This window comes from Friedmanniella luteola (genome assembly GCF_900105065.1).
Taxonomy (GTDB): domain Bacteria; phylum Actinomycetota; class Actinomycetes; order Propionibacteriales; family Propionibacteriaceae; genus Microlunatus; species Microlunatus luteolus.
The window spans coordinates 3,103,633-3,120,879 of the sequence record NZ_LT629749.1; the positions used below are offsets into that span (position 1 = coordinate 3,103,633).

The 17,247-nt window shown below is 76.2% G+C and carries 13 protein-coding genes; 7 read left to right on the top strand and 6 right to left on the bottom strand.

The window, feature by feature from the left end; genetic code table 11:
• Positions 1 to 153 precede the first annotated feature (153 nt).
• On the bottom strand, positions 154 to 1,968 hold the full coding sequence (gene lepA, locus BLT72_RS14630; RefSeq protein WP_091413795.1) for a translation elongation factor 4: 1,815 nt from the start codon (positions 1,966 to 1,968) through the stop codon (positions 154 to 156).
• Positions 1,969 to 2,183: 215 nt separating this feature from the next.
• Between lepA and BLT72_RS14635 the strand changes: the two genes are divergently transcribed.
• Positions 2,184 to 3,221 (top strand): hypothetical protein, encoded by a 1,038-nt coding sequence (locus tag BLT72_RS14635; RefSeq protein WP_091413797.1) that lies wholly within the window; start codon positions 2,184 to 2,186, stop codon positions 3,219 to 3,221.
• 90 nt (positions 3,222 to 3,311) lie between these two features.
• Complete coding sequence (gene rpsT, locus BLT72_RS14640; RefSeq protein WP_091413799.1) at positions 3,312 to 3,572, top strand: 30S ribosomal protein S20; 261 nt, start codon at positions 3,312 to 3,314, stop codon at positions 3,570 to 3,572.
• Between the two features lie 184 nt (positions 3,573 to 3,756).
• On the opposite strand, the gene holA is transcribed toward rpsT, so the two are convergent.
• The gene (gene holA / locus BLT72_RS14645) at positions 3,757 to 4,728 is read right to left on the bottom strand and encodes a DNA polymerase III subunit delta (RefSeq protein ID WP_091413801.1); all 972 of its coding nucleotides are present in this window, start codon (positions 4,726 to 4,728) and stop codon (positions 3,757 to 3,759) included.
• A gap of 137 nt (positions 4,729 to 4,865) precedes the next feature.
• Between holA and BLT72_RS14650 the strand changes: the two genes are divergently transcribed.
• Together BLT72_RS14650 and BLT72_RS22785 are read left to right on the top strand one after the other, a co-directional pair.
• Complete coding sequence (locus BLT72_RS14650) at positions 4,866 to 5,600, top strand: hypothetical protein (RefSeq protein WP_091413803.1); 735 nt, start codon at positions 4,866 to 4,868, stop codon at positions 5,598 to 5,600.
• An 11-nt stretch (positions 5,601 to 5,611) separates the two neighbouring features.
• Positions 5,612 to 7,081 carry a hypothetical protein gene (locus tag BLT72_RS22785; RefSeq protein ID WP_197677048.1) on the top strand — a complete coding sequence of 490 codons (1,470 nt, stop codon included), beginning with the start codon at positions 5,612 to 5,614 and terminating at the stop codon, positions 7,079 to 7,081.
• Between the two features lie 6 nt (positions 7,082 to 7,087).
• Here BLT72_RS22785 and BLT72_RS14660 read toward each other — a convergent pair whose 3' ends face one another.
• From BLT72_RS14660 to BLT72_RS14670, 3 genes are all read right to left on the bottom strand, one after another.
• A complete protein-coding gene (locus BLT72_RS14660) occupies positions 7,088 to 9,436 on the bottom strand; it encodes a ComEC/Rec2 family competence protein (RefSeq protein WP_172826083.1) in 2,349 nt (782 codons plus the stop codon).
• A gap of 85 nt (positions 9,437 to 9,521) precedes the next feature.
• Complete coding sequence (locus BLT72_RS23340; RefSeq protein WP_197677049.1) at positions 9,522 to 10,379, bottom strand: ComEA family DNA-binding protein; 858 nt, start codon at positions 10,377 to 10,379, stop codon at positions 9,522 to 9,524.
• An 89-nt stretch (positions 10,380 to 10,468) separates the two neighbouring features.
• Complete coding sequence (locus BLT72_RS14670; RefSeq protein ID WP_091413807.1) at positions 10,469 to 11,323, bottom strand: DegV family protein; 855 nt, start codon at positions 11,321 to 11,323, stop codon at positions 10,469 to 10,471.
• An 83-nt stretch (positions 11,324 to 11,406) separates the two neighbouring features.
• Between BLT72_RS14670 and BLT72_RS14675 the strand changes: the two genes are divergently transcribed.
• The 3 genes from BLT72_RS14675 to BLT72_RS14685 are packed head-to-tail and all read left to right on the top strand — an operon-like array spanning position 11,407 to position 14,383.
• Positions 11,407 to 12,366, top strand: coding sequence for a GNAT family N-acetyltransferase (locus tag BLT72_RS14675; protein WP_091413809.1), 960 nt, complete (start codon positions 11,407 to 11,409; stop codon positions 12,364 to 12,366).
• The gene (locus BLT72_RS14680; RefSeq protein ID WP_091413811.1) at positions 12,363 to 13,397 is read left to right on the top strand and encodes an endonuclease/exonuclease/phosphatase family protein; all 1,035 of its coding nucleotides are present in this window, start codon (positions 12,363 to 12,365) and stop codon (positions 13,395 to 13,397) included. Before BLT72_RS14675 ends, BLT72_RS14680 begins: the two co-directional genes overlap by 4 nt.
• Positions 13,394 to 14,383 (top strand): endonuclease/exonuclease/phosphatase family protein, encoded by a 990-nt coding sequence (locus tag BLT72_RS14685; RefSeq protein ID WP_091413813.1) that lies wholly within the window; start codon positions 13,394 to 13,396, stop codon positions 14,381 to 14,383. The genes BLT72_RS14680 and BLT72_RS14685 overlap by 4 nt, the downstream gene beginning before the upstream one ends.
• Before the next feature lie 84 nt (positions 14,384 to 14,467).
• Here the strand turns inward: BLT72_RS14685 and leuS are convergent, their stop codons facing one another.
• Positions 14,468 to 16,981 (bottom strand): leucine--tRNA ligase, encoded by a 2,514-nt coding sequence (gene leuS / locus BLT72_RS14690; protein WP_091417531.1) that lies wholly within the window; start codon positions 16,979 to 16,981, stop codon positions 14,468 to 14,470.
• Positions 16,982 to 17,247 lie beyond the last annotated feature (266 nt).

The window sequence follows — 17,247 nt, forward strand, 5'->3', positions numbered from 1 at the left end:
CCGCCACCGAGCCTGAGCCCGACTACCGTCCCCTGAGCCCGACCACCGCGCCCTGAGCCTGTCGAAGGGCCTTCGACAGGCTCAGGCAGCGGTGGTGGGCTCAGGCAACGGTGGTGGGCTCAGGCAGCGGTGGGCCTGAGACCGTGGTCGGGCTCAGGACTTGGCGGGCTCGGTGGTGGAGAGCGCGGCGACGAAGGCCTCCTGGGGGACCTCGACGCGGCCGACCATCTTCATCCGCTTCTTGCCCTCCTTCTGCTTCTCCAGCAGCTTGCGCTTGCGGGTGATGTCGCCGCCGTAGCACTTCGCGAGGACGTCCTTGCGGATCGCGCGGATGGTCTCGCGGGCGATCACCCGGGCGCCGATGGCGGCCTGGATGGGCACCTCGAACTGCTGCCGCGGGATCAGGGCGCTCAGCTTGCCGGCCATCATCACGCCGTAGGCGTAGGCCTTGTCCCGGTGCACGACGGCCGAGAAGGCGTCGACCGGCTCGCCCTGCAGCAGGATGTCGACCTTGACCAGGTCGCTGCGCTCCTCCCCCGACGGCTCGTAGTCCAGGCTGGCGTAGCCCTTGGTGCGGGACTTGAGGGCGTCGAAGAAGTCGAAGACGATCTCGGCCAGCGGCAGCGTGTACCGGATCTCGACCCGGTCGGCCGACAGGTACTCCATCCCGTGCTGCACCCCCCGGCGCGCCTGGCAGAGCTCGAGGATCGTGCCGATGTAGTCCACCGGGGTCAGGATGGTGGCCCGGACGACGGGCTCGTAGACCTCGGCGATCTTGCCGTCGGTCGGGTACTCCGACGGGTTGGTGACCTGCACCTCGGTGCCGTTCTCCATCACCAGCCGGTAGACCACGCTGGGTGCGGTCGAGATCAGCTCGAGGTTGAACTCGCGCTCCAGCCGCTCGCGGACGATCTCCATGTGCAGCAGGCCGAGGAAGCCGATCCGGAAGCCGAAGCCGAGCGCCCCGGACGTCTCCGGCTCGTACGCCAGCGCCGCGTCGTTCAGCTGCAGCTTGTCCAGCGCCTCGCGCAGCTCCGGGTAGTCGGCGCCGTCGATCGGGTACATCCCGGCGAAGACCATCGGGTTGGGGTGCCGGTAGCCGCCCAGGTCCTGGGTGGCGGGCCGGACGACGGAGGTGACCGTGTCGCCGACGCGGGACTGCCGGACGTCCTTGACGCCGGTGATGAGGTAGCCGACCTCGCCGACCCCGAGGGAGGGCGACTTGACGGGCTCCGGCGAGATGACGCCCACCTCGATCGCCTCGTGGGCGGACTTGGTGGACATCATCAGCACCCGCTCGCGGTGGCTGAGCTCGCCGTCGACCACCCGGACGTAGGTGACCACGCCGCGGTAGGTGTCGTAGACGGAGTCGAAGATCAGCGCGCGGGCGGGGGCGTCCGGGTCCCCGACCGGGGCCGGGATCTGGCGGACGATCTCGTGCAGCAGCGCCTCGACGCCCTCGCCGGTCTTGGCCGACACCTTGAGCACGTCCGACGGGTCGCAGCCGATGATCCCGGCCAGCTCGGCCGCGTACTTCTCCGGCTGCGCGCTCGGCAGGTCGATCTTGTTGAGCACCGGGATGATCGTGAGGTCGGCGTCCAGGGCCAGGTACAGGTTCGCCAGCGTCTGCGCCTCGATCCCCTGCGCGGCGTCGACCAGCAGCACGGCGCCCTCGCAGGCGGCGAGCGAGCGGGACACCTCGTAGGTGAAGTCGACGTGGCCCGGGGTGTCGATCATGTTGAGGACGTGGATGTCGGGCTCGGCCCCGGGCGAACCCGGCGCCGTCCAGGGCATCCGGACGGCCTGGGACTTGATGGTGATGCCGCGCTCGCGCTCGATGTCCATCCGGTCGAGGTACTGGGCGCGCATGGCGCGGGAGTCGACGACGCCGGTCAGCTGCAGCATCCGGTCGGCCAGGGTCGACTTGCCGTGGTCGATGTGGGCGATGATGCAGAAGTTGCGGATCATCGCGGGCTCGGTACGCCCGGGGCTGGGTGCTGGCGGAGTCAAGTCGTCTTCCCGGTCGGCGGCGCGGTGTGGTGCTCTCCCGTGCGGTGGCACGTCGGGCGGGTCGCCCGGCTGCCCATCCTCCCACGCCGGGCCACGCCACCCAATCGACGCGGACGCCCGGCGCCGGGGGCAAACCCGTGGCGGCCCGACCCGGCGGTCGCGACGATGGGCCGGTGCCCGTCGACCTCCCCGTGACCTACGCCCGCGGCGTGCGGGTGCCCTACCGGCAGCTGCCCGGTGCGGTGCGGCACTGGGTGGAGGAGCAGCTCGGCGGGCCGGTCGTGCAGGTCGAGGACCGCGTCGGCGGGTTCGCGCCCGGCTGCGCCGCCGTCGTCCGGACGGCCGCACGGGCCGGCTTCGTCAAGGCCACCGGATCGGTGCCCAACGCCTTCGCCCTCGAGCTCTACCGCGGGGAGCGGGCCCGGCTGGCCGCGCTCCCCGACCACCCGGCCCTGCCGAAGCCGCTGGCCGCCGCCGACCTCGCGCTGCCCGACCAGACCTGGTCGGTGACGCTGCTGCCGGCGGTGCCCGGCGAGCCGCCGGCCCACCCCTGGACGGAGCCGGTGGCGCGGCTCGTGCTGGACCGGCTCGGTGACCTGCAGACCACCCTCGTGCAGGCGGCCGGGTCGGTGTTGACGGCGGCGCTGCCGGGCAGCGACCACCTCACGGGGTTCCTCCGCCCCTGGTCCGAGGTGCTGGACGACCCGGCCGACCCCTGGAACGACGACCCGTGGGTGCGGGCCCGCGCGGGCGACCTGGCGGCCTTCTCGACACTGCTCGGCGCGGCCGTCGTCGGGGAGGCGCCGGTGCACGCCGACCTGCGCGCCGACAACGTCCTCGTCGGGCGGCCGGCGGCCCCGGGCGAGGAGCCGGACGTCTGGTTCGTGGACTGGGCGGCGGCCCTGCGCGCCGCCCCGTGGGTGGACCCCGCGATCCTGGCCTGCGACCTGGTCGTCTCGCGCGCCGACCGCGGGCAGGGCGGGTCGATGGACGTCGTCGACTTCCTGGCGTCCCACCCGGTGACCGCCGCGGTCGACCCCGTGCTGCGCTGGGCGATGATGACCGGGCTGGCCGTCACCCTGCACCGGCTCTCCCGCGGCGGGGAACCGCCGGGGCTGCCGACGATCCGCGGCTGGCAGCGGCGCTGCGCCGACGACCTGCTCGGCTTCGTCCGGGCCGTGGATTTGGGGTCGGGTCACCGGGTTTGGTAACGTGACTAGTCGCGCCCGAGGGTTCCGTGCAGGTCAGGACCGCAGCGCGACCCCGAGACCGAACAACGACAGTTAACAGAGGCTTGCCCCGTGGCGAACATCAAGTCCCAGATCAAGCGGATCAAGACGAACGAGAAGGCCCGCCAGCGCAACAAGGCGACCAAGTCCGCGCTCAAGACGTCGATCCGCCGTTTCCGTGAGGCCGCGGCTTCCGGCGACGCCAAGAGCCTGGAGCTGGCCCGTGCGGCCAACCGCCAGCTCGACAAGGCGGCGTCCGCCGGCGTCATCCACAAGAACCAGGCAGCGAACCGCAAGTCGGCCATCGCTGCCCAGGCCGCGAAGCTGAGCTGAGCTCAGCGCTGCACCGGGGGTGACCACCCCCACGCCTCCGGTCCGGCACGCGCGGCCGCGACCACCGGGGGCCGCCACCCCGTCCCCCAGGTCCGTCTCGACGTCCCGATCACCCTCGTGATCGGGACGTCGTGCGTTTCCGGGACGTCGTGTTGCCGGGACGTCCGTCGCGCCGGGTGTTCCCTCAGCCGCGGCGGGAGCGCGCGACCGTGAGCACGGCCCGTTCCAGGGCGAAGGCGGCGTCGTCCGCCGCGCCCTTCACCTCCGCGTCCGCCACGGCGACCGCCTGCAGGGCAGCGGCCAGCCCGCCCTGGTCCCACCCGCGGGCCTGGCTCCGCATCGTGCGCAGCTTCCACGGCGGCACGCCGACCTCGCGGGCGAGGTCGGCCTCGCGCAGTCCGGACGCCGCCGTCACCAGCTTGCCCAGCCCCCGCAGGCCCGAGGCCAGGGCGCTGGTGACCAGCACCGGCGCCACCCCGGTCGCGAGGGCCCAGCGCAGCTGCTCCATCGCCACCCCGGTCCGGCCCGCCAGGGCGGCGTCGGCGACGGCGAAGCTGGTGACCTCGGACCGCCCGCCGAAGTAGCGGCGGACCTGCACCTCCTCGATCGGGCCGCCCTCGCCGTCGGCCACCAGCTGGCTGACCGCGGCCGCCAGCGAGCGCAGGTCGTGGCCCACGGCGTCGACCAGCGTCTGGGCGGCGCCCGCGTCGATCCCCGCCCCCACCCGGCGCGCCTCGGCGGCGACGAACTGGGGCAGCTCCCAGGCCTTGACGGCGGGGGCGTCGACGACGGCCACCTTCGCGGCTTTCAGCTTGTCCAGCAGGCCCTTGCCCTTCTGCCCGCCGCCGTGCACGAGGACTAGGGCGAGGTCCTCCTGCGGCTGCCGGACCAGCTCGAGCACGGCGTCGGTGAGCTCGGCCGGCAGGTTGGCCAGGTCCTCGACCACCGCGGCCCGCCGGACCGCGAACAGCGAGGCGCTGGTCATCTCGGCGAAGCGGGACGGGTCGAGCCGCTCGCCCGCCGTCCGGGTCACCTCGGCCTCCGGGGACTCCGACCGCACCTGCTCGAGCAGGACGGCGACGGCCCGGTCGGCCAGCAGGCTCTCGGGTCCGCTGACCAGGGTCACCCGGCCGAAGGGTGAGGGTCGGGGGGGCACGGCGCCAGCATGCCAGCCGGCGCCGACAGTCCCGAATCCCGAGCGGCGGGACCGGGCTGCGGCGTTGCTCACCGGCTCGCCGCCCCCGCGGGCCAGAATGGGGCGACCGCCTCGGGTGGGACGGACGGAGGGGACGCGTGGACGACGACCGCGGCAACGCCCTGCTCCGCTGGTGGGCCCGGCGGGCCCAGGACCGCGCCGCCCGCGAACCGGGCCGCGCGCCCGGCGCCCCCTCCAGCACCGGCGCCTCCCCCGCACCGCAGCCGTCGCTCGGTCACCGGCTGGTGGGTGCGCTCGTCCCGCTGACCCGGCTGGCCGTCGTCGGCCGCGGCACGGTGGCGGTGGTGCTGGCGCCCGACGGCCGCGCGGTCGTCCGCCGACCGGGTGAGCTGCTCGTCCCGCGGCTGCTCGTCCGTCCCGGCGCGCCGGCCCTCCGGGTGCTGCCGGTCAGCACCGACCTGCTGCACCTCGACGTGCCGCTGGCCGGTCTGGTGAGCTTCGACGGCTACCCGGTGGACCCCGTGACCCTGCGCCTGGAGCTGCAGCTGGACGCGGCGGACGAGTACGCGGCGCTGGCCGCGCTGGTGGCCGAGCACGGCGCCGCGGTGGAGGCGGTGCTGCTCGACCCGGTGCCGCGCGCCTGCGCGGCGGCCGCCCAGGGCGCCGTGGCCATGAACCGGCTGGCCCAGCTGCAGCGGCTGGGGCTGCGCGAGGTGCTGGCCGAACGCTGGCTGCCGCTGACGTTCAGCGGCGGGCTGCTGCTGCGGCGCGGCTTCGACGTCGTCGAGAGGGACGGTGAGGGCGGCCAGGACGAGCCGACGGTCCCGGTGCTGGGCCGGCACCCGGTCACGACCCCGGCCCCGAGCCCGTGACACCCACCCCCGTGACGCCCAGCCCCGTGACGCCCAGCCCCGTGCCGACCAGCCCCGTGCCGGCGCCGGTCGCCACGACCGCCCTCTACGCCGACCCGCAGGCGCCGGCCCCGGCCCTCTCCCCCGTCGGTGTGCCGGAGCGGCCGGACGACCGCGCCCGGTTCGTGACCCGGGTGCGGGTGGCGGCGGCGGTGCCGCTGGTGATCGGACTCGGCGTGCACGTGCTGTTCCTGGTCGCCTACTGGATCCCCGAGACCAGCGCCTTCCCCGCCCACGACTGGTGGCTGGGCCAGCTGGCCCCCCTCGCGTCGGAGGCGCTGACCAGCGCCGGGGAGCCCCAGGTCGAGGCGCAGTGGCGCCAGCCCGGCCTGGGTGGGGTGCTCCTCCTGCTGGCCGCCGTCGTCCTCTTCGTGCTGAACCGACGGCCCCGCCTGCTGGGTCCGGGCGCCGCGGTGCTGCCCGCGGCCGCCGGGGCGCTGGTCGCCCTGGTGATGGCCGTCGCCCTGGTGGTCGGGGGCCGGCCATCGGCGTCGGGGCTCACGCTGGTGCTGCTCGCGCTCTGGGTCGGCACCGCCGGCTACGCGGGGCTCGCCGGGCTGCTGGTGGACCCCGAGGCCTACCGCGAGCGGCGGTGGCGGCACGGGGTGGTGCTGCTGGCCGCGTACGCCGTCGTGGGCCCGGTGCCCACCGCGGTCGGCCGGGCGCTGTTCGGCCCCGACCTGCGTGATGCCGCCGCCGCCCTGCAGGGCAACACCGTCGCCCTGCGGCTGGCGGCGCTGACCACCGGCACGACCCTGCTGCTCTACCTCAGCGGGCTGTTCGTCGGCGTGGCGGTGTGGGCCGGCTACCAGTGCTGGCCGCCGCGGCGCGACCTCCGCACCGGCGTGCGGGTGCTGGTCCTGGTCGCTGCCCTGGTGCTGACGGCGCTGGTGGGCAGCGCCGCCGTCGGGCCCGCGGAGCGCCGGGCCGCGCAGCTGCTGCAGGACAGCCCGGCCGACGCCGTGCACTTCAGCTGCGGCGCCGCGCAGGTGGACCGCCCGGCCGGCCCGGAGACGCCCGCGCGCACCCTGGTCATCACCGGCCTCACCTGCACGGAGCTGACCTCCTTCGAGGGCTACCGCCAGCTGGTCACCCGCGAGCTCCCCTTCTCGCTGGCCCCGGTCACCGCCCGCGATCCCGAGGGCCGACGGCTGGCCGGCCGGGTGGTGGGCGCGCAGTACGGGCCGGCCCTGGTGCTGGCCGGCTCCGACCGCGTGGACAACGGCGCCGACCAGCTGCTCGCCGTCGCGGTCGCCGACGGCACCGAGCAGTGGCGGTGGAGCTGCCCGGACCGTCGGCCCCTCCGCCTGCGCTTCACCGGCGTGCCCGGCGGGGACGCGCCCGAGCGCGGTCACGTCGGCGCCGGCCGGGCCGCCGTCGTCGTGACCTGCGCCGACCGCGTCACCCGGCTGGACCCGGCCACCGGCGCCCGGCTGCGCTGAGCCCGGTCACGGTCGCCGCTGGGTGACCAGGCCCGGGTCGGCGTCGGTGCCGGTGACGGCGACCCCGCCCGCCCGGTCGGTGGAGACCACCGTCATCCCCAGCCCGCGGGCCAGCGCGACCGTCCGCGGCGCCGGGTGCCCGTAGTCGTTGTCCCGGCCCGCGCTGGCCACGGCCAGCCGCGCCCCGGTCGCGGCGAAGAAGTCCGGCTCCTGCCGGCCGGAGCCGTGGTGGGGGACCTTGAGCACCGTGACCCGCAGGTCGACGCCGGCGGCCAGCAGGGCCCGCTGCCCCGGCGGCTCCAGGTCGCCCGGCAGCAGCACCGTCAGGCCCCCGACGTCGGCGAGCAGCACCACGCTGGCGTCGTTCTGGGCGGCGGACGCGTCGTCGTCGGTGCCGCGCGGCGGGAGCGGGCCCACCACCCGCAGCGCGAGCTCCCCCACCCGCACCCGGGTGCCGGGCCCGGCCACGGTGACGGCCGCCCCCGCCGCCGCGGCGGCGGCTCGGACCGCGACGACCTCCCCCACCGGCTCCGCCAGCGGGCTGACCCACACCTGCTGCACCGTCCGCCCGGCCAGCACCCCCGCCAGCCCGTCGGCGTGGTCGGCGTGGAAGTGGGTGAGCACGAGCAGCGGGACCGTCCGCACCCCCAGGGTGTCCAGGCAGCGTCGCATCGCGACCGGGTCGGGGCCGGCGTCGACGACGACGGCACGGCCCGGGCCGGCCCGGAGCACCAGCCCGTCGCCCTGGCCGACGTCGCAGGCGACGAACTGCCAGCCGGGTGGCGGCCAGCCCGGCGCCGTCGGCACCCGGACCAGCGCCACCAGCAGGGCCAGCGCGAGCAGCAGGGTGGGCACCCGGCGAGCCAGCAGCCAGGGCACGAGCAGCGCGGCCAGCAGGCAGCCCGCCGCGAGCAGCGCCACCGCGGCGGGGCCCGCGGGCCAGCCGACGGCGGCCCCGGGCAGCCGCGCCCCGAGCCGGGCGACCGTGATGATCGCCTGCGCGGACCAGGCGGCACCCCAGCCCAGCCCGGCGGCGAGCGGGACGCTGAGCAGGGAGGCGCCGGCGGCGGCGAACCCCAGCACGGTGGCCGGGCCGACGAACGGTCCGGCCAGTGCGTTGGCCAGCAGTCCGACGACGCTCACCTGGCCCGAGAGCAGCACGACCACCGGCAGGGTCGCGAGGTGGGCGGCCAGCGGCAGGGTCACCGACTCCGCGACGAGCCGGGGCAGCCAGCGGGCCAGCACGTCGGCCCAGGGCCGGGCCCACCAGATGATCCCGCCGCTGGCCAGCACCGAGAGCGCGAAGCCCCAGGACCGGCTGAGGAAGGGGTCGACCAGCAGCAGGACCAGCACGGCCACACCGAGGTTCCGCAGGCCGGCCCGTCGGCCGCCCGCCCCCAGCGCGGCCAGCGCGACGAGCCCCATGGCGGCCGCCCGCAGCACGCTGGGCTCGGTGCGGCACAGCGCCACGAACACGGCGACGCCGAGCAGGCCGACGCCTCGCAGCCACCAGCCGCGCACCCCGGCCCAGCGGGCCCCGAGCAGCAGGAAGGCGAGCAGCAGCGTCAGGTTGGCGCCCGAGACGGCGGTGAGGTGGGTCAGCCCGGTCGTCCGGAACACCTCCTGCAGCTCCGGGGTGAGTCCCGCGGTGTCGCCGAGGACGAGGGCAGGCACGAGGGCCCGCGGCTCGGGTGGCCGGCCGGCCACCGCCTGCCGGAGGCCGGCGCGCACCTGCTCGACCAGGCGGCCCGCAGGGCCCGGCGGCGCGACGGCCGTGGGCGGCGCCCGGACCCGCAGCAGGGCGGCGACGTCGTCGCCGCGCCGGGGGCTCTGCAGCCGTCCCTCGACCGTGACCGTGGTCCCCACCGGCTGCCGGGCCCACCAGCCGACCTCGCCGCCGGTGACCAGCAGCGTGACGGGCACCCGCACCCGCCAGTGGCCACCCCGACCGCTGACGGCGAGCAGCCGGGCGCCCGCCAGCAGCACCGGCGGCCGGGTCGCGCTCCCGGCCACCAGCCGGGCGTCGCTGCGGACCTCCAGCCGGGCCGTCACCACCGCCCCGGCGGCGGCCAGCCGGGCCGGGGGGCCCGACCGCAGCCGCTCCGCCTGCGCGACGCCGATCGTCCCGACCACCAGGGCCACGAGCACGGTCACCAGCCACCAGGCCCCGGGGGCGGTCCGGTCCGCACCGGCCCGCCGGTGGGACAGCCCGGCCGCAGCGATGGCCGCGGCGACGGTCGCGGTGAGGCCGAGCGCCCCGGCGGCGAGGAGACCGACCAGCGGCCGCCCGCCGGTCCCCGCCCAGGCCGCGGCCCCGGCGGCCAGCGCCAGCGGGACCACCCGGAGGTCGCGCACGGCGGCGGTCGCCTCCTCCGACGGTTCCGGGCGGTCCGGAGCGAGGCGGGCCCGGAGTGCGGCGGCGGTCCGCCGGGCCCACGGCTCAGACACGGACGTGCGGCGCGATCTCCGCGTAGGTCTTCGGCCCAATGCCGTCGACCTCCTGCAGCTCCTCGACCCGGCTGAACCGGCCGTGCTCGTCCCGCCAGGCCACGATCTTGGCGGCGGTCACCGGCCCGACCCCTGGGAGCTCCTCCAGCCGGGTCGCGTCGGCGCTGTTGAGGTCCAGGACCGGCCCGACGCCCCCACCAGCGCCGGAGCTGTCGCCGGACGGCCCACCGCCGCTGCCGCGGACCTCCCCGTCGGGGTCGTCCCGGGTGCCGATGACCACCTGCTGACCGTCGGTCAGCAGCTGGGCCAGGTTCAGCTCGCCCGGGTCGGCGGCGCGGGTGAGGCCACCGGCCGCGTCGACGGCGTCCTGGACGCGGGCCGGCCCCGGCAGCCGGACCAGCCCGGGGCGGCGCACCGCCCCCAGCACGTGCACCACGAGCTCGGCCGCCGGGCCGGTGCCCGCACCGGGGTCGGCGGACGGCGTCGCCCGGGCGGAGGCCGAGGCCGACGGCGCCTGCTCGGTGACGACCACCGTCGAGGGCTCCGGCGCGGCGAGGGCCACCGGCCTCGCCCGCACCAGGCTCCAGGCGGCCACGAGGACCCCGAGCAGCAGCACGACCGCGACCACGCCGAGGTGCGCCCGGCCGAAGCGCCGGGGCGGGGGCAGCGCGTCGACGTCCTCCGCCGGCGCGCCGATCGCGGCCGGCGCCGAGCCAGCCCGGTCGTCGCCGCCGGAACCGGCGGGCGGGTCAGCCACGGCCCGCCGCGGCTCGTGCTCGGCGAGCAGCCGCGCCAGCCGCTCGCTGACGGTCTGCAGCAGGAGCGGGTCGGGATCACCTCGTCTGGCCACGTCGGCATCCTCCGGACGCCCGCCCCGGACCGAGCACACCGCCGGCGGCGCTGTGGACAGCGCCCCGACCGGCCCTGGGGACAGCCGGCTCAGGCGGCCGGGGACACCACCACGCCGACCGTCCCGGGGCCGACGTGCACGGCGAGCACGGCGCTCAGCTCGCTGACCAGCACGGAGCCGCCCGGCGTCAGCGCGCGCAGCCCCGCGGCCAGTCGTTCCGCGGCGTCAGCGTTGTCGAGGTGGTGCACGGCGACGTCGACGACCCGGCCCGCCCCCACGCCCGCCCGGACGGCCTCCCCCGCCAGCTGCTCCAGCCGGGCCAGCGCCCGCGAGCTGGTCCGCACCCGCTCCAGCGCCCGGATGGTGCCGTCGGCGACGGTGAGCAGCGGCTTCACGGCCAGCGCGGTGCCCAGCACCGCCGTCGCGGCACTGACCCGTCCCCCGCGGCGCAGGTGGACGAGGTCGTCGACGCAGAACCAGGTGCTGGTGGCTGCGGCGGTCCGGGCCGCCGAGGCCACGACGGCGTCGAGGTCCGCGCCCTGTCCAGCCGCCCGCGCGGCGGCCAGCGCCGCGAAGCCGGTCGCCATCGCCGCCCCCCGGCTGTCCACCACGCGGACCGGCAGGGTGGCGCTGCGGGCGGCCACCTCGGCGGCCTGGGCGGTGCCCGAGATGCCACCGCTGAGGTGCACGGAGACGACGCCGGTGAAGCCGGCGGCGGCGAGCCCGGCGTAGGTCGCGCCGATCACCTCGGGCGTCGGCCGCGAGGTGCTGACGCGGCGGCCGGCCCGCAGGGCGGCCGCCACCTCCGCGGCGGCCACCTCGCTCTCGGGCCGGCTCCGGCCGTCGAGGACGACCTGCAGCGGGACGACGCGCACGTCGGCGCGCTCGGCCTGCTGCGGGGCGAACGACGACGTAGAGTCGGTCACCACCGCGACGCCAGGCACCTGCACAGCCTAGGGGCCGCGGTCGGGGCGGGCTGCGCGGTGGGGCGGGGCTGGAGGACGGGTTCGGCGAGGGAAGCAGGCGAGTGGACGGACGGGACCGGCGGGTCTGGCGGGCGGCGCCCGGCACCCTCGCCGTGGTCGTCGTGTTCATGGTCGTCGCCGCCGTGGCGGTCCCGCTGCTGGCCTACCTCATCTGGTCCGACGACCGCGGCTGGGTCACCCCGGCGCTGCTGGCCGCCCTCAGCGTGATCGCCCTCGGCTACGCCTGGCGGTTCGGGCTGCACCCGCGGCTGCGCGCCGACGCCACCGGGGTCACGGTGGTCAACCCCTTCTCGGTGCACCGCTTCGGCTGGGACGACCTGCGCGTGATCGCCCCCGGGGAGAACGGCCTCGTGCTGGCCGGCGTCGACGCGCGGGCCGAGGCGTGGTGCGTGCAGAAGTCGAACCGGGCGGCCCGCAAGGGCCGCCTCACCCGGGCCGACCGGATCACCACCGAGCTGTTCGACATGCTCGAGGAGCACGACCCGCCGCTGGAGGACGACGAGACCGGGCTGCGGATCCGGCGGGCCCGGCCCGACGAGAGCCGCGTCCTCACCCGGCTGGAACGGGCGGCCAGCGAGGAGGAGCTCCGCCACCTCTTCCCGCCCGACCGCCACCCCTACCCGGTGACCGAGGTGACGCGGCGCTGGCGCCGGCTGCTGCGGGACGCGACCGTCCGGGTCGTCGTCCTGGAGAAGGACGGCGAGCCGGTGGGCTTCGTCGCCTTCGACGACGCCTCCGTGCGCCACCTCGGCGTGGTGCCGGACCACACCCGGCGCGGCTACGGCACTGCGCTGCTCGAGTTCGCGACCCACGAGATCTTCGACGGCGGCGCGCCGCAGGCGGGTCTGTGGGTGCTGGAGGGCAACGAGGGGGCCCGCGCCTTCTACCGCTCGCTCGGCTGGACCGAGAGCAGCGACCGGCGGCCGTGCGAGTTCCCGCCGGCCCCGGTCGAGCTGCGGATGGAGCGGCGCAACCCGGCGGCGCCCCGGCGCGGCCGGTGAGCGGGACCCGCGGCTCCGCCGGTCCGCGGCGCACGGTGCGCCCCGCCTGGGACACCGTCGAGGCCGGCCGCCCCGGTCAGTCGGCGCTGGTCACCGTCGGCCTCCTGCTGACCGTACCCGGGCTGGTGCTGACCGCGATGCGGTGGCTGCCCCCCGCGGACGACGCCGCCGCCCTCGTCGCCGCGTTCGTCCCCTATGGCCTCCCGCTGCTGGGGTGCGCCCTGCTCTGCCTGCTCGGGGCCCTGGTGCGGGCCCGTCGGCGGTCGCGGCTGGCCGCGCTGGCGGGCGTGGTGGCGCTGCTGCTGGGCGCCCAGGTCGGCTGGCAGCTGCCCTACTTCGTCCCCGACCACCGGCCGGTGCCCGGCACCACCTTCGGCCTGCTCACGCTCAACACCTACAAGGGCGAGGCCGACCCCGAGCAGGTCCGGGCCGCGGCCGCGCAGGCCGACGTGGTCGTGCTGGTGGAGGTGACCTCCGCCCTGGTCCGCGCGCTCGACGCCCGTGGCTGGCGGGAGCGCTTCCCCTACGACGCGGGCGCCTCCGGCGGCCGCGTCACCAACACCGCCGTCTTCTCCCGCTTCCCGCTCAGCGGCAGCGAGCAGTTCGGCTCCAGCTTCTTCGACCAGTGGGCGACCACCGTCGACGTGCCGGACGTCGGGGCCGTCGCCCTGGTCGCGGTGCACCCCTGCAACCCCTACTGCGGCCAGGACCGGTGGGCCCGCGAGCACGAGGACCTCCGCCGGCAGGTGCAGGGCCGGCTGGGCGGCCCGCTGGTGGTGGCGGGCGACTTCAACGCCGTCGTCGACCACGGGCCGATGCAGCAGCTGCGGCGCCTGGGCCTGCGCAGCGGGGCCGACCTGGTCGGCAGCGGCTGGGCGCCGACCTACCCGGCCGGGCGGCGGCTGCCCCCGCTGCTGGCCATCGACCACGTCCTCGTCGACCCCGCCCTGGGCGTCACCGCGCTCGAGCGGGTGCCGGTGGACGGGACCGACCACCTGGGGCTGCTCGCCCGCGTCGGGCGGTCGGCGTGACGGGCCGCCGGGTCGCCGCCCGCGTGGCCACGACCCTGGGAGTGCTCGCCCTGGCCGCCGGCGCGACCACCACCCTGGCGCGGGTGCTCCCGGGGGTGCCGGGCGTCGCCCCGGACACCTGGGTGATGGTGACCTCCTTCACCGACGCCGGGGCGCTGGCCTACCTCGTCGCCGTGCTGGGCCTGCTCGGCGGGGTGCTGCTGCGGCGCAACCGCCTGCGGCTGGTCGCCGTCGGCCTGGCGCTGGGGCTGTCCGCCGTCCACCTCGCGTGGCTGGTGCCCGGCTACGTCGCCGACGACCGGCCGGCCGGCGGTCCCGGCGAGCTGCGCGTGCTGGCCCAGAACATGCTCTACGGGGGCGCCGACCCCGGGGCGTTGCTGCAGGCGGCGCAGGACGTCGACGTGCTTGTGCTCACCGAGGCCACGGAGCCGGCGCGCCAGGCGCTCGAGGCGGCGGGGGTGCGGGAGCGGTTCCCGTTCGAGGCCGGCAGCGGCGCGCTGCCGCGCACGGGCGCGTCCGGCACCCACCTGTACAGCCGGTACCCGGTCCGGTCCGACGGCCCGCTGGACGCCGCCCTCGGCGACCAGCACTGGCGCGCCGACCTGCAGGTGCCGGGGATGGGCAGCGTCACCGTGGTCGCGGTCCACCCGCAGCGTCCGGTGCGCGGTGGGTCGGGCTGGGCGGGCGAGCAGGAGCAGGTGCGCCTGGCCCTGCCGCGCACGCGGACGGTGGTGGCGGGCGACTTCAACGCCGTGGACAGCCACCCCAGCCTCCGCCGCCTGCTGGGCGACGGCTTCCGGGACAGCGACGACCTCGTCGGGGCGGGCTGGAACCCGACCTACCCGGCGCAGGGGCGGGTCCCGCCGCTGATCGCCATCGACCACGTCCTGGTCAGCGACGACCTGACCGCGACGGCGTTCCGGACCGTCGAGGTGCCGGGGACCGACCACCGCGGCGTGGTCGCGGTGGTCGCCGCACGCGGCTGACCGGGCCCCGGCACCCCGCCCCCGCCCGGAGCGCGCGGGCTGACGAGGTGCAGTCACCCCGGGAGCTCGCACGCACCTCGCTGCTCAGGCGGGGACGATGCTGACCAGCTTGGGCGCCCGGACGATCACCTTGGCGACCTCGCGGCCCGCCAGGGCCCGGACCACGCCGTCGTCGGCCAGCGCCCGGGTCCGCAGCTCGTCCTCGGTCACGTCCGGGGTGACCTCCAGCCGGGCCCGGACCTTGCCCTGCACCTGCACCACGCAGGTCACCGACTCGGTGACCAGCAGCGAACGGTCGACGACCGGCCAGGACGCGTTCGCGACCGACGGCTCGTGCCCCAGCAGCTCCCACATCTCCTCGGCCACGTAGGGCGCCACCAGGCTCAGCGCGATGGTGACGGCCTCGACGGCCTCCCGGACGGCCGGGTCCGCGGCGCCCGGCCCGGAGTCCACCGCCTTGCGGGTGGCGTTGACCAGCTCCATGACGCGGGCGACCGCGACGTTGAAGCGCTGGCCCTCGACCAGCTGCTCGACCTCGGCCAGCAGCCGGTGGGTCTCCCGCCGCAGCGCCCGGTCGCCGGTGGCCGGGTCGGTGCCGCGCGCGCTCGTGACGTCCTGCGCCAGCCGGTGGGCCCGCTGCAGGAACTTCAGCGAGCCGGCCGGTGAGACGTCGGCCCAGTCGATGTCGTCCTCGGGCGGGCCGGCGAACACGACGGTCAGCCGGACGGCGTCGACGCCGAACTGGTCGATCTGGGCGCCCAGGTCGACGCCGTTGCCCAGCGACTTGCTCATCGCCCGGCCCTGGTTGATCACCTGGCCCTGGTTCAGCAGCCGCTGCGTCGGCTCGACGAAGTCCACCAGCCCCATGTCGAACAGCACCTTGGTGAAGAAGCGCATGTACAGCAGGTGCAGGATCGCGTGCTCCACGCCGCCGACGTACTGCGCGGCCGGCATCCACCGGCGCACGTCGTCGGGGTCGAACGGCCCGTCGGCGTAGCCCGGGGAGCAGTAGCGGAAGAAGTACCAGGACGAGTCGACGAAGGTGTCCATGGTGTCGGTGTCGCGCTGCCCCGGGCCGCCGCACCGCGGGCACGTCGTCGCCACCCAGTCGGGGGCACCGGCCAGCGGGGACGTCCCCTTGGGGGCCAGCGCCGACCCCGTCAGGTAGGGCAGCTCCACCGGCAGCTCGTCGTCGGGCACGGCGACCTCGCCGCAGTCGGGGCAGTGGATGATCGGGATCGGCGCACCCCAGTAGCGCTGGCGGCTCAGCAGCCAGTCGCGCAGCCGGTAGGTGATGGCGCCCGCGCCGACGCCGTCGGCCTCCAGCCGCTCGACCATCCGGCGGACGCCCGCCTCCTTGCCCTCCAGGCCGTCCAGCTCGCCGGAGCTGACGTAGGTGCCGTCGCCCGTCGTCGCGACGCCGGACTCCGCCGGGTCGGGCTCGCCGGTGTCGATCACCCGGCGGACGGGCAGGTCGTGGGTCCGGGCGAACTCCAGGTCACGGGCGTCGTGGGCGGGCACCGCCATGATCGCGCCGGTGCCGTACTCGGCCAGCACGTAGTCGGCCGCCCAGACGGGCAACCGCTCGCCGTTGGCGGGGTTGACCGCGTGCACGCCCAGGAAGACGCCGGTCTTGGGCCGGTCGGTGGCCTGCCGCTCGATCTCGGTGGCCTGCTGGGCCCGGGCCAGGTACTCCTCGAACGCGGGCCGCTGCTCGTCGGTGACCAGCTCGCCGGCCAGCGCGGCGTCGGGCGCGACCACGAAGAACGTCGCGCCGTACAGCGTGTCCGGTCGGGTGGTGAAGACGGTGACCACGCGGCCGTCCTCCGGCCCGCCCTCCACGCTGAAGTCGACGTGCGCGCCCTCGGAGCGGCCGATCCAGTTCCGCTGCATCGTCAGCACCCGGTCGGGCCAGCCGCCCTGCAGCTGGTCCATGTCGTCCAGCAGCCGCTGGGCGTAGTCGGTGATCTTGAAGTACCACTGCGTCAGCTGGCGCTTGATGACCACGGTGCCGCAGCGCTCGCACGCTCCCTGGACCACCTGCTCGTTGGCCAGCACGGTCTGGTCCTTGGGGCACCAGTTGACGTAGCTGGCCTTGCGGTAGGCCAGCCCGCGCTCGCGGAAGCGCAGGAACAGCCACTGCGTCCAGCGGTAGTACTCGGGGTCGGAGGTGTGCAGCCGCCGGGACCAGTCCACGCTCAGCCCGTAGCGGCGGAACGAGGTGGCCTGGGTCTCGATGTTGGCGTAGGTCCACTCCGCCGGGTGCGTGCCGCGCTGGATCGCCGCGTTCTCCGCGGGCAGGCCGAAGGAGTCCCAGCCGATCGGGTGCAGCACGTCGTAGCCCCGCAGCCGCAGGAAGCGGGAGACGACGTCGGCCATCACGTAGGCCTCGGCATGGCCCATGTGCAGGTCACCGGAGGGGTAGGAGAACATGTCGAGGACGTAGCGGCGCTCGGCCGACCCGTCGTCCTTCGGCGTGAAGGTCTGGTCGGTCTCCCAGAACTTCTGCCAACGCGTCTGCGCGGCGACGGCGTCGTAGCCGGGCCGGGTCTCCCCCGTCCCGTCGTCGTCGCGTCCGGTGGTCCCGGTCTGCTCCAGCTGGTCGGTCACTGCTGCTCACTCCCTAGTCGCTCTCCGCGCCCGTTCCCGGGCAGAAAAAAACCCCCCGCCGGGTCGGCGCGAGGGGTGGCCGCGTAGGGATCGCCTACGCGGCTAGGCAAGGAGAGCGCGGTTCATGGGCCCCATGGTAGACCACCGGCCCGCCCCGCCACGACCCTGATCCGCGCTCCGCAGCGGTCGGCGGGTGAGGGCGCCGAGAAGGATCCCGCAGTCCGGTAATGAACGGTCGGGGTCGAGCGATGTGG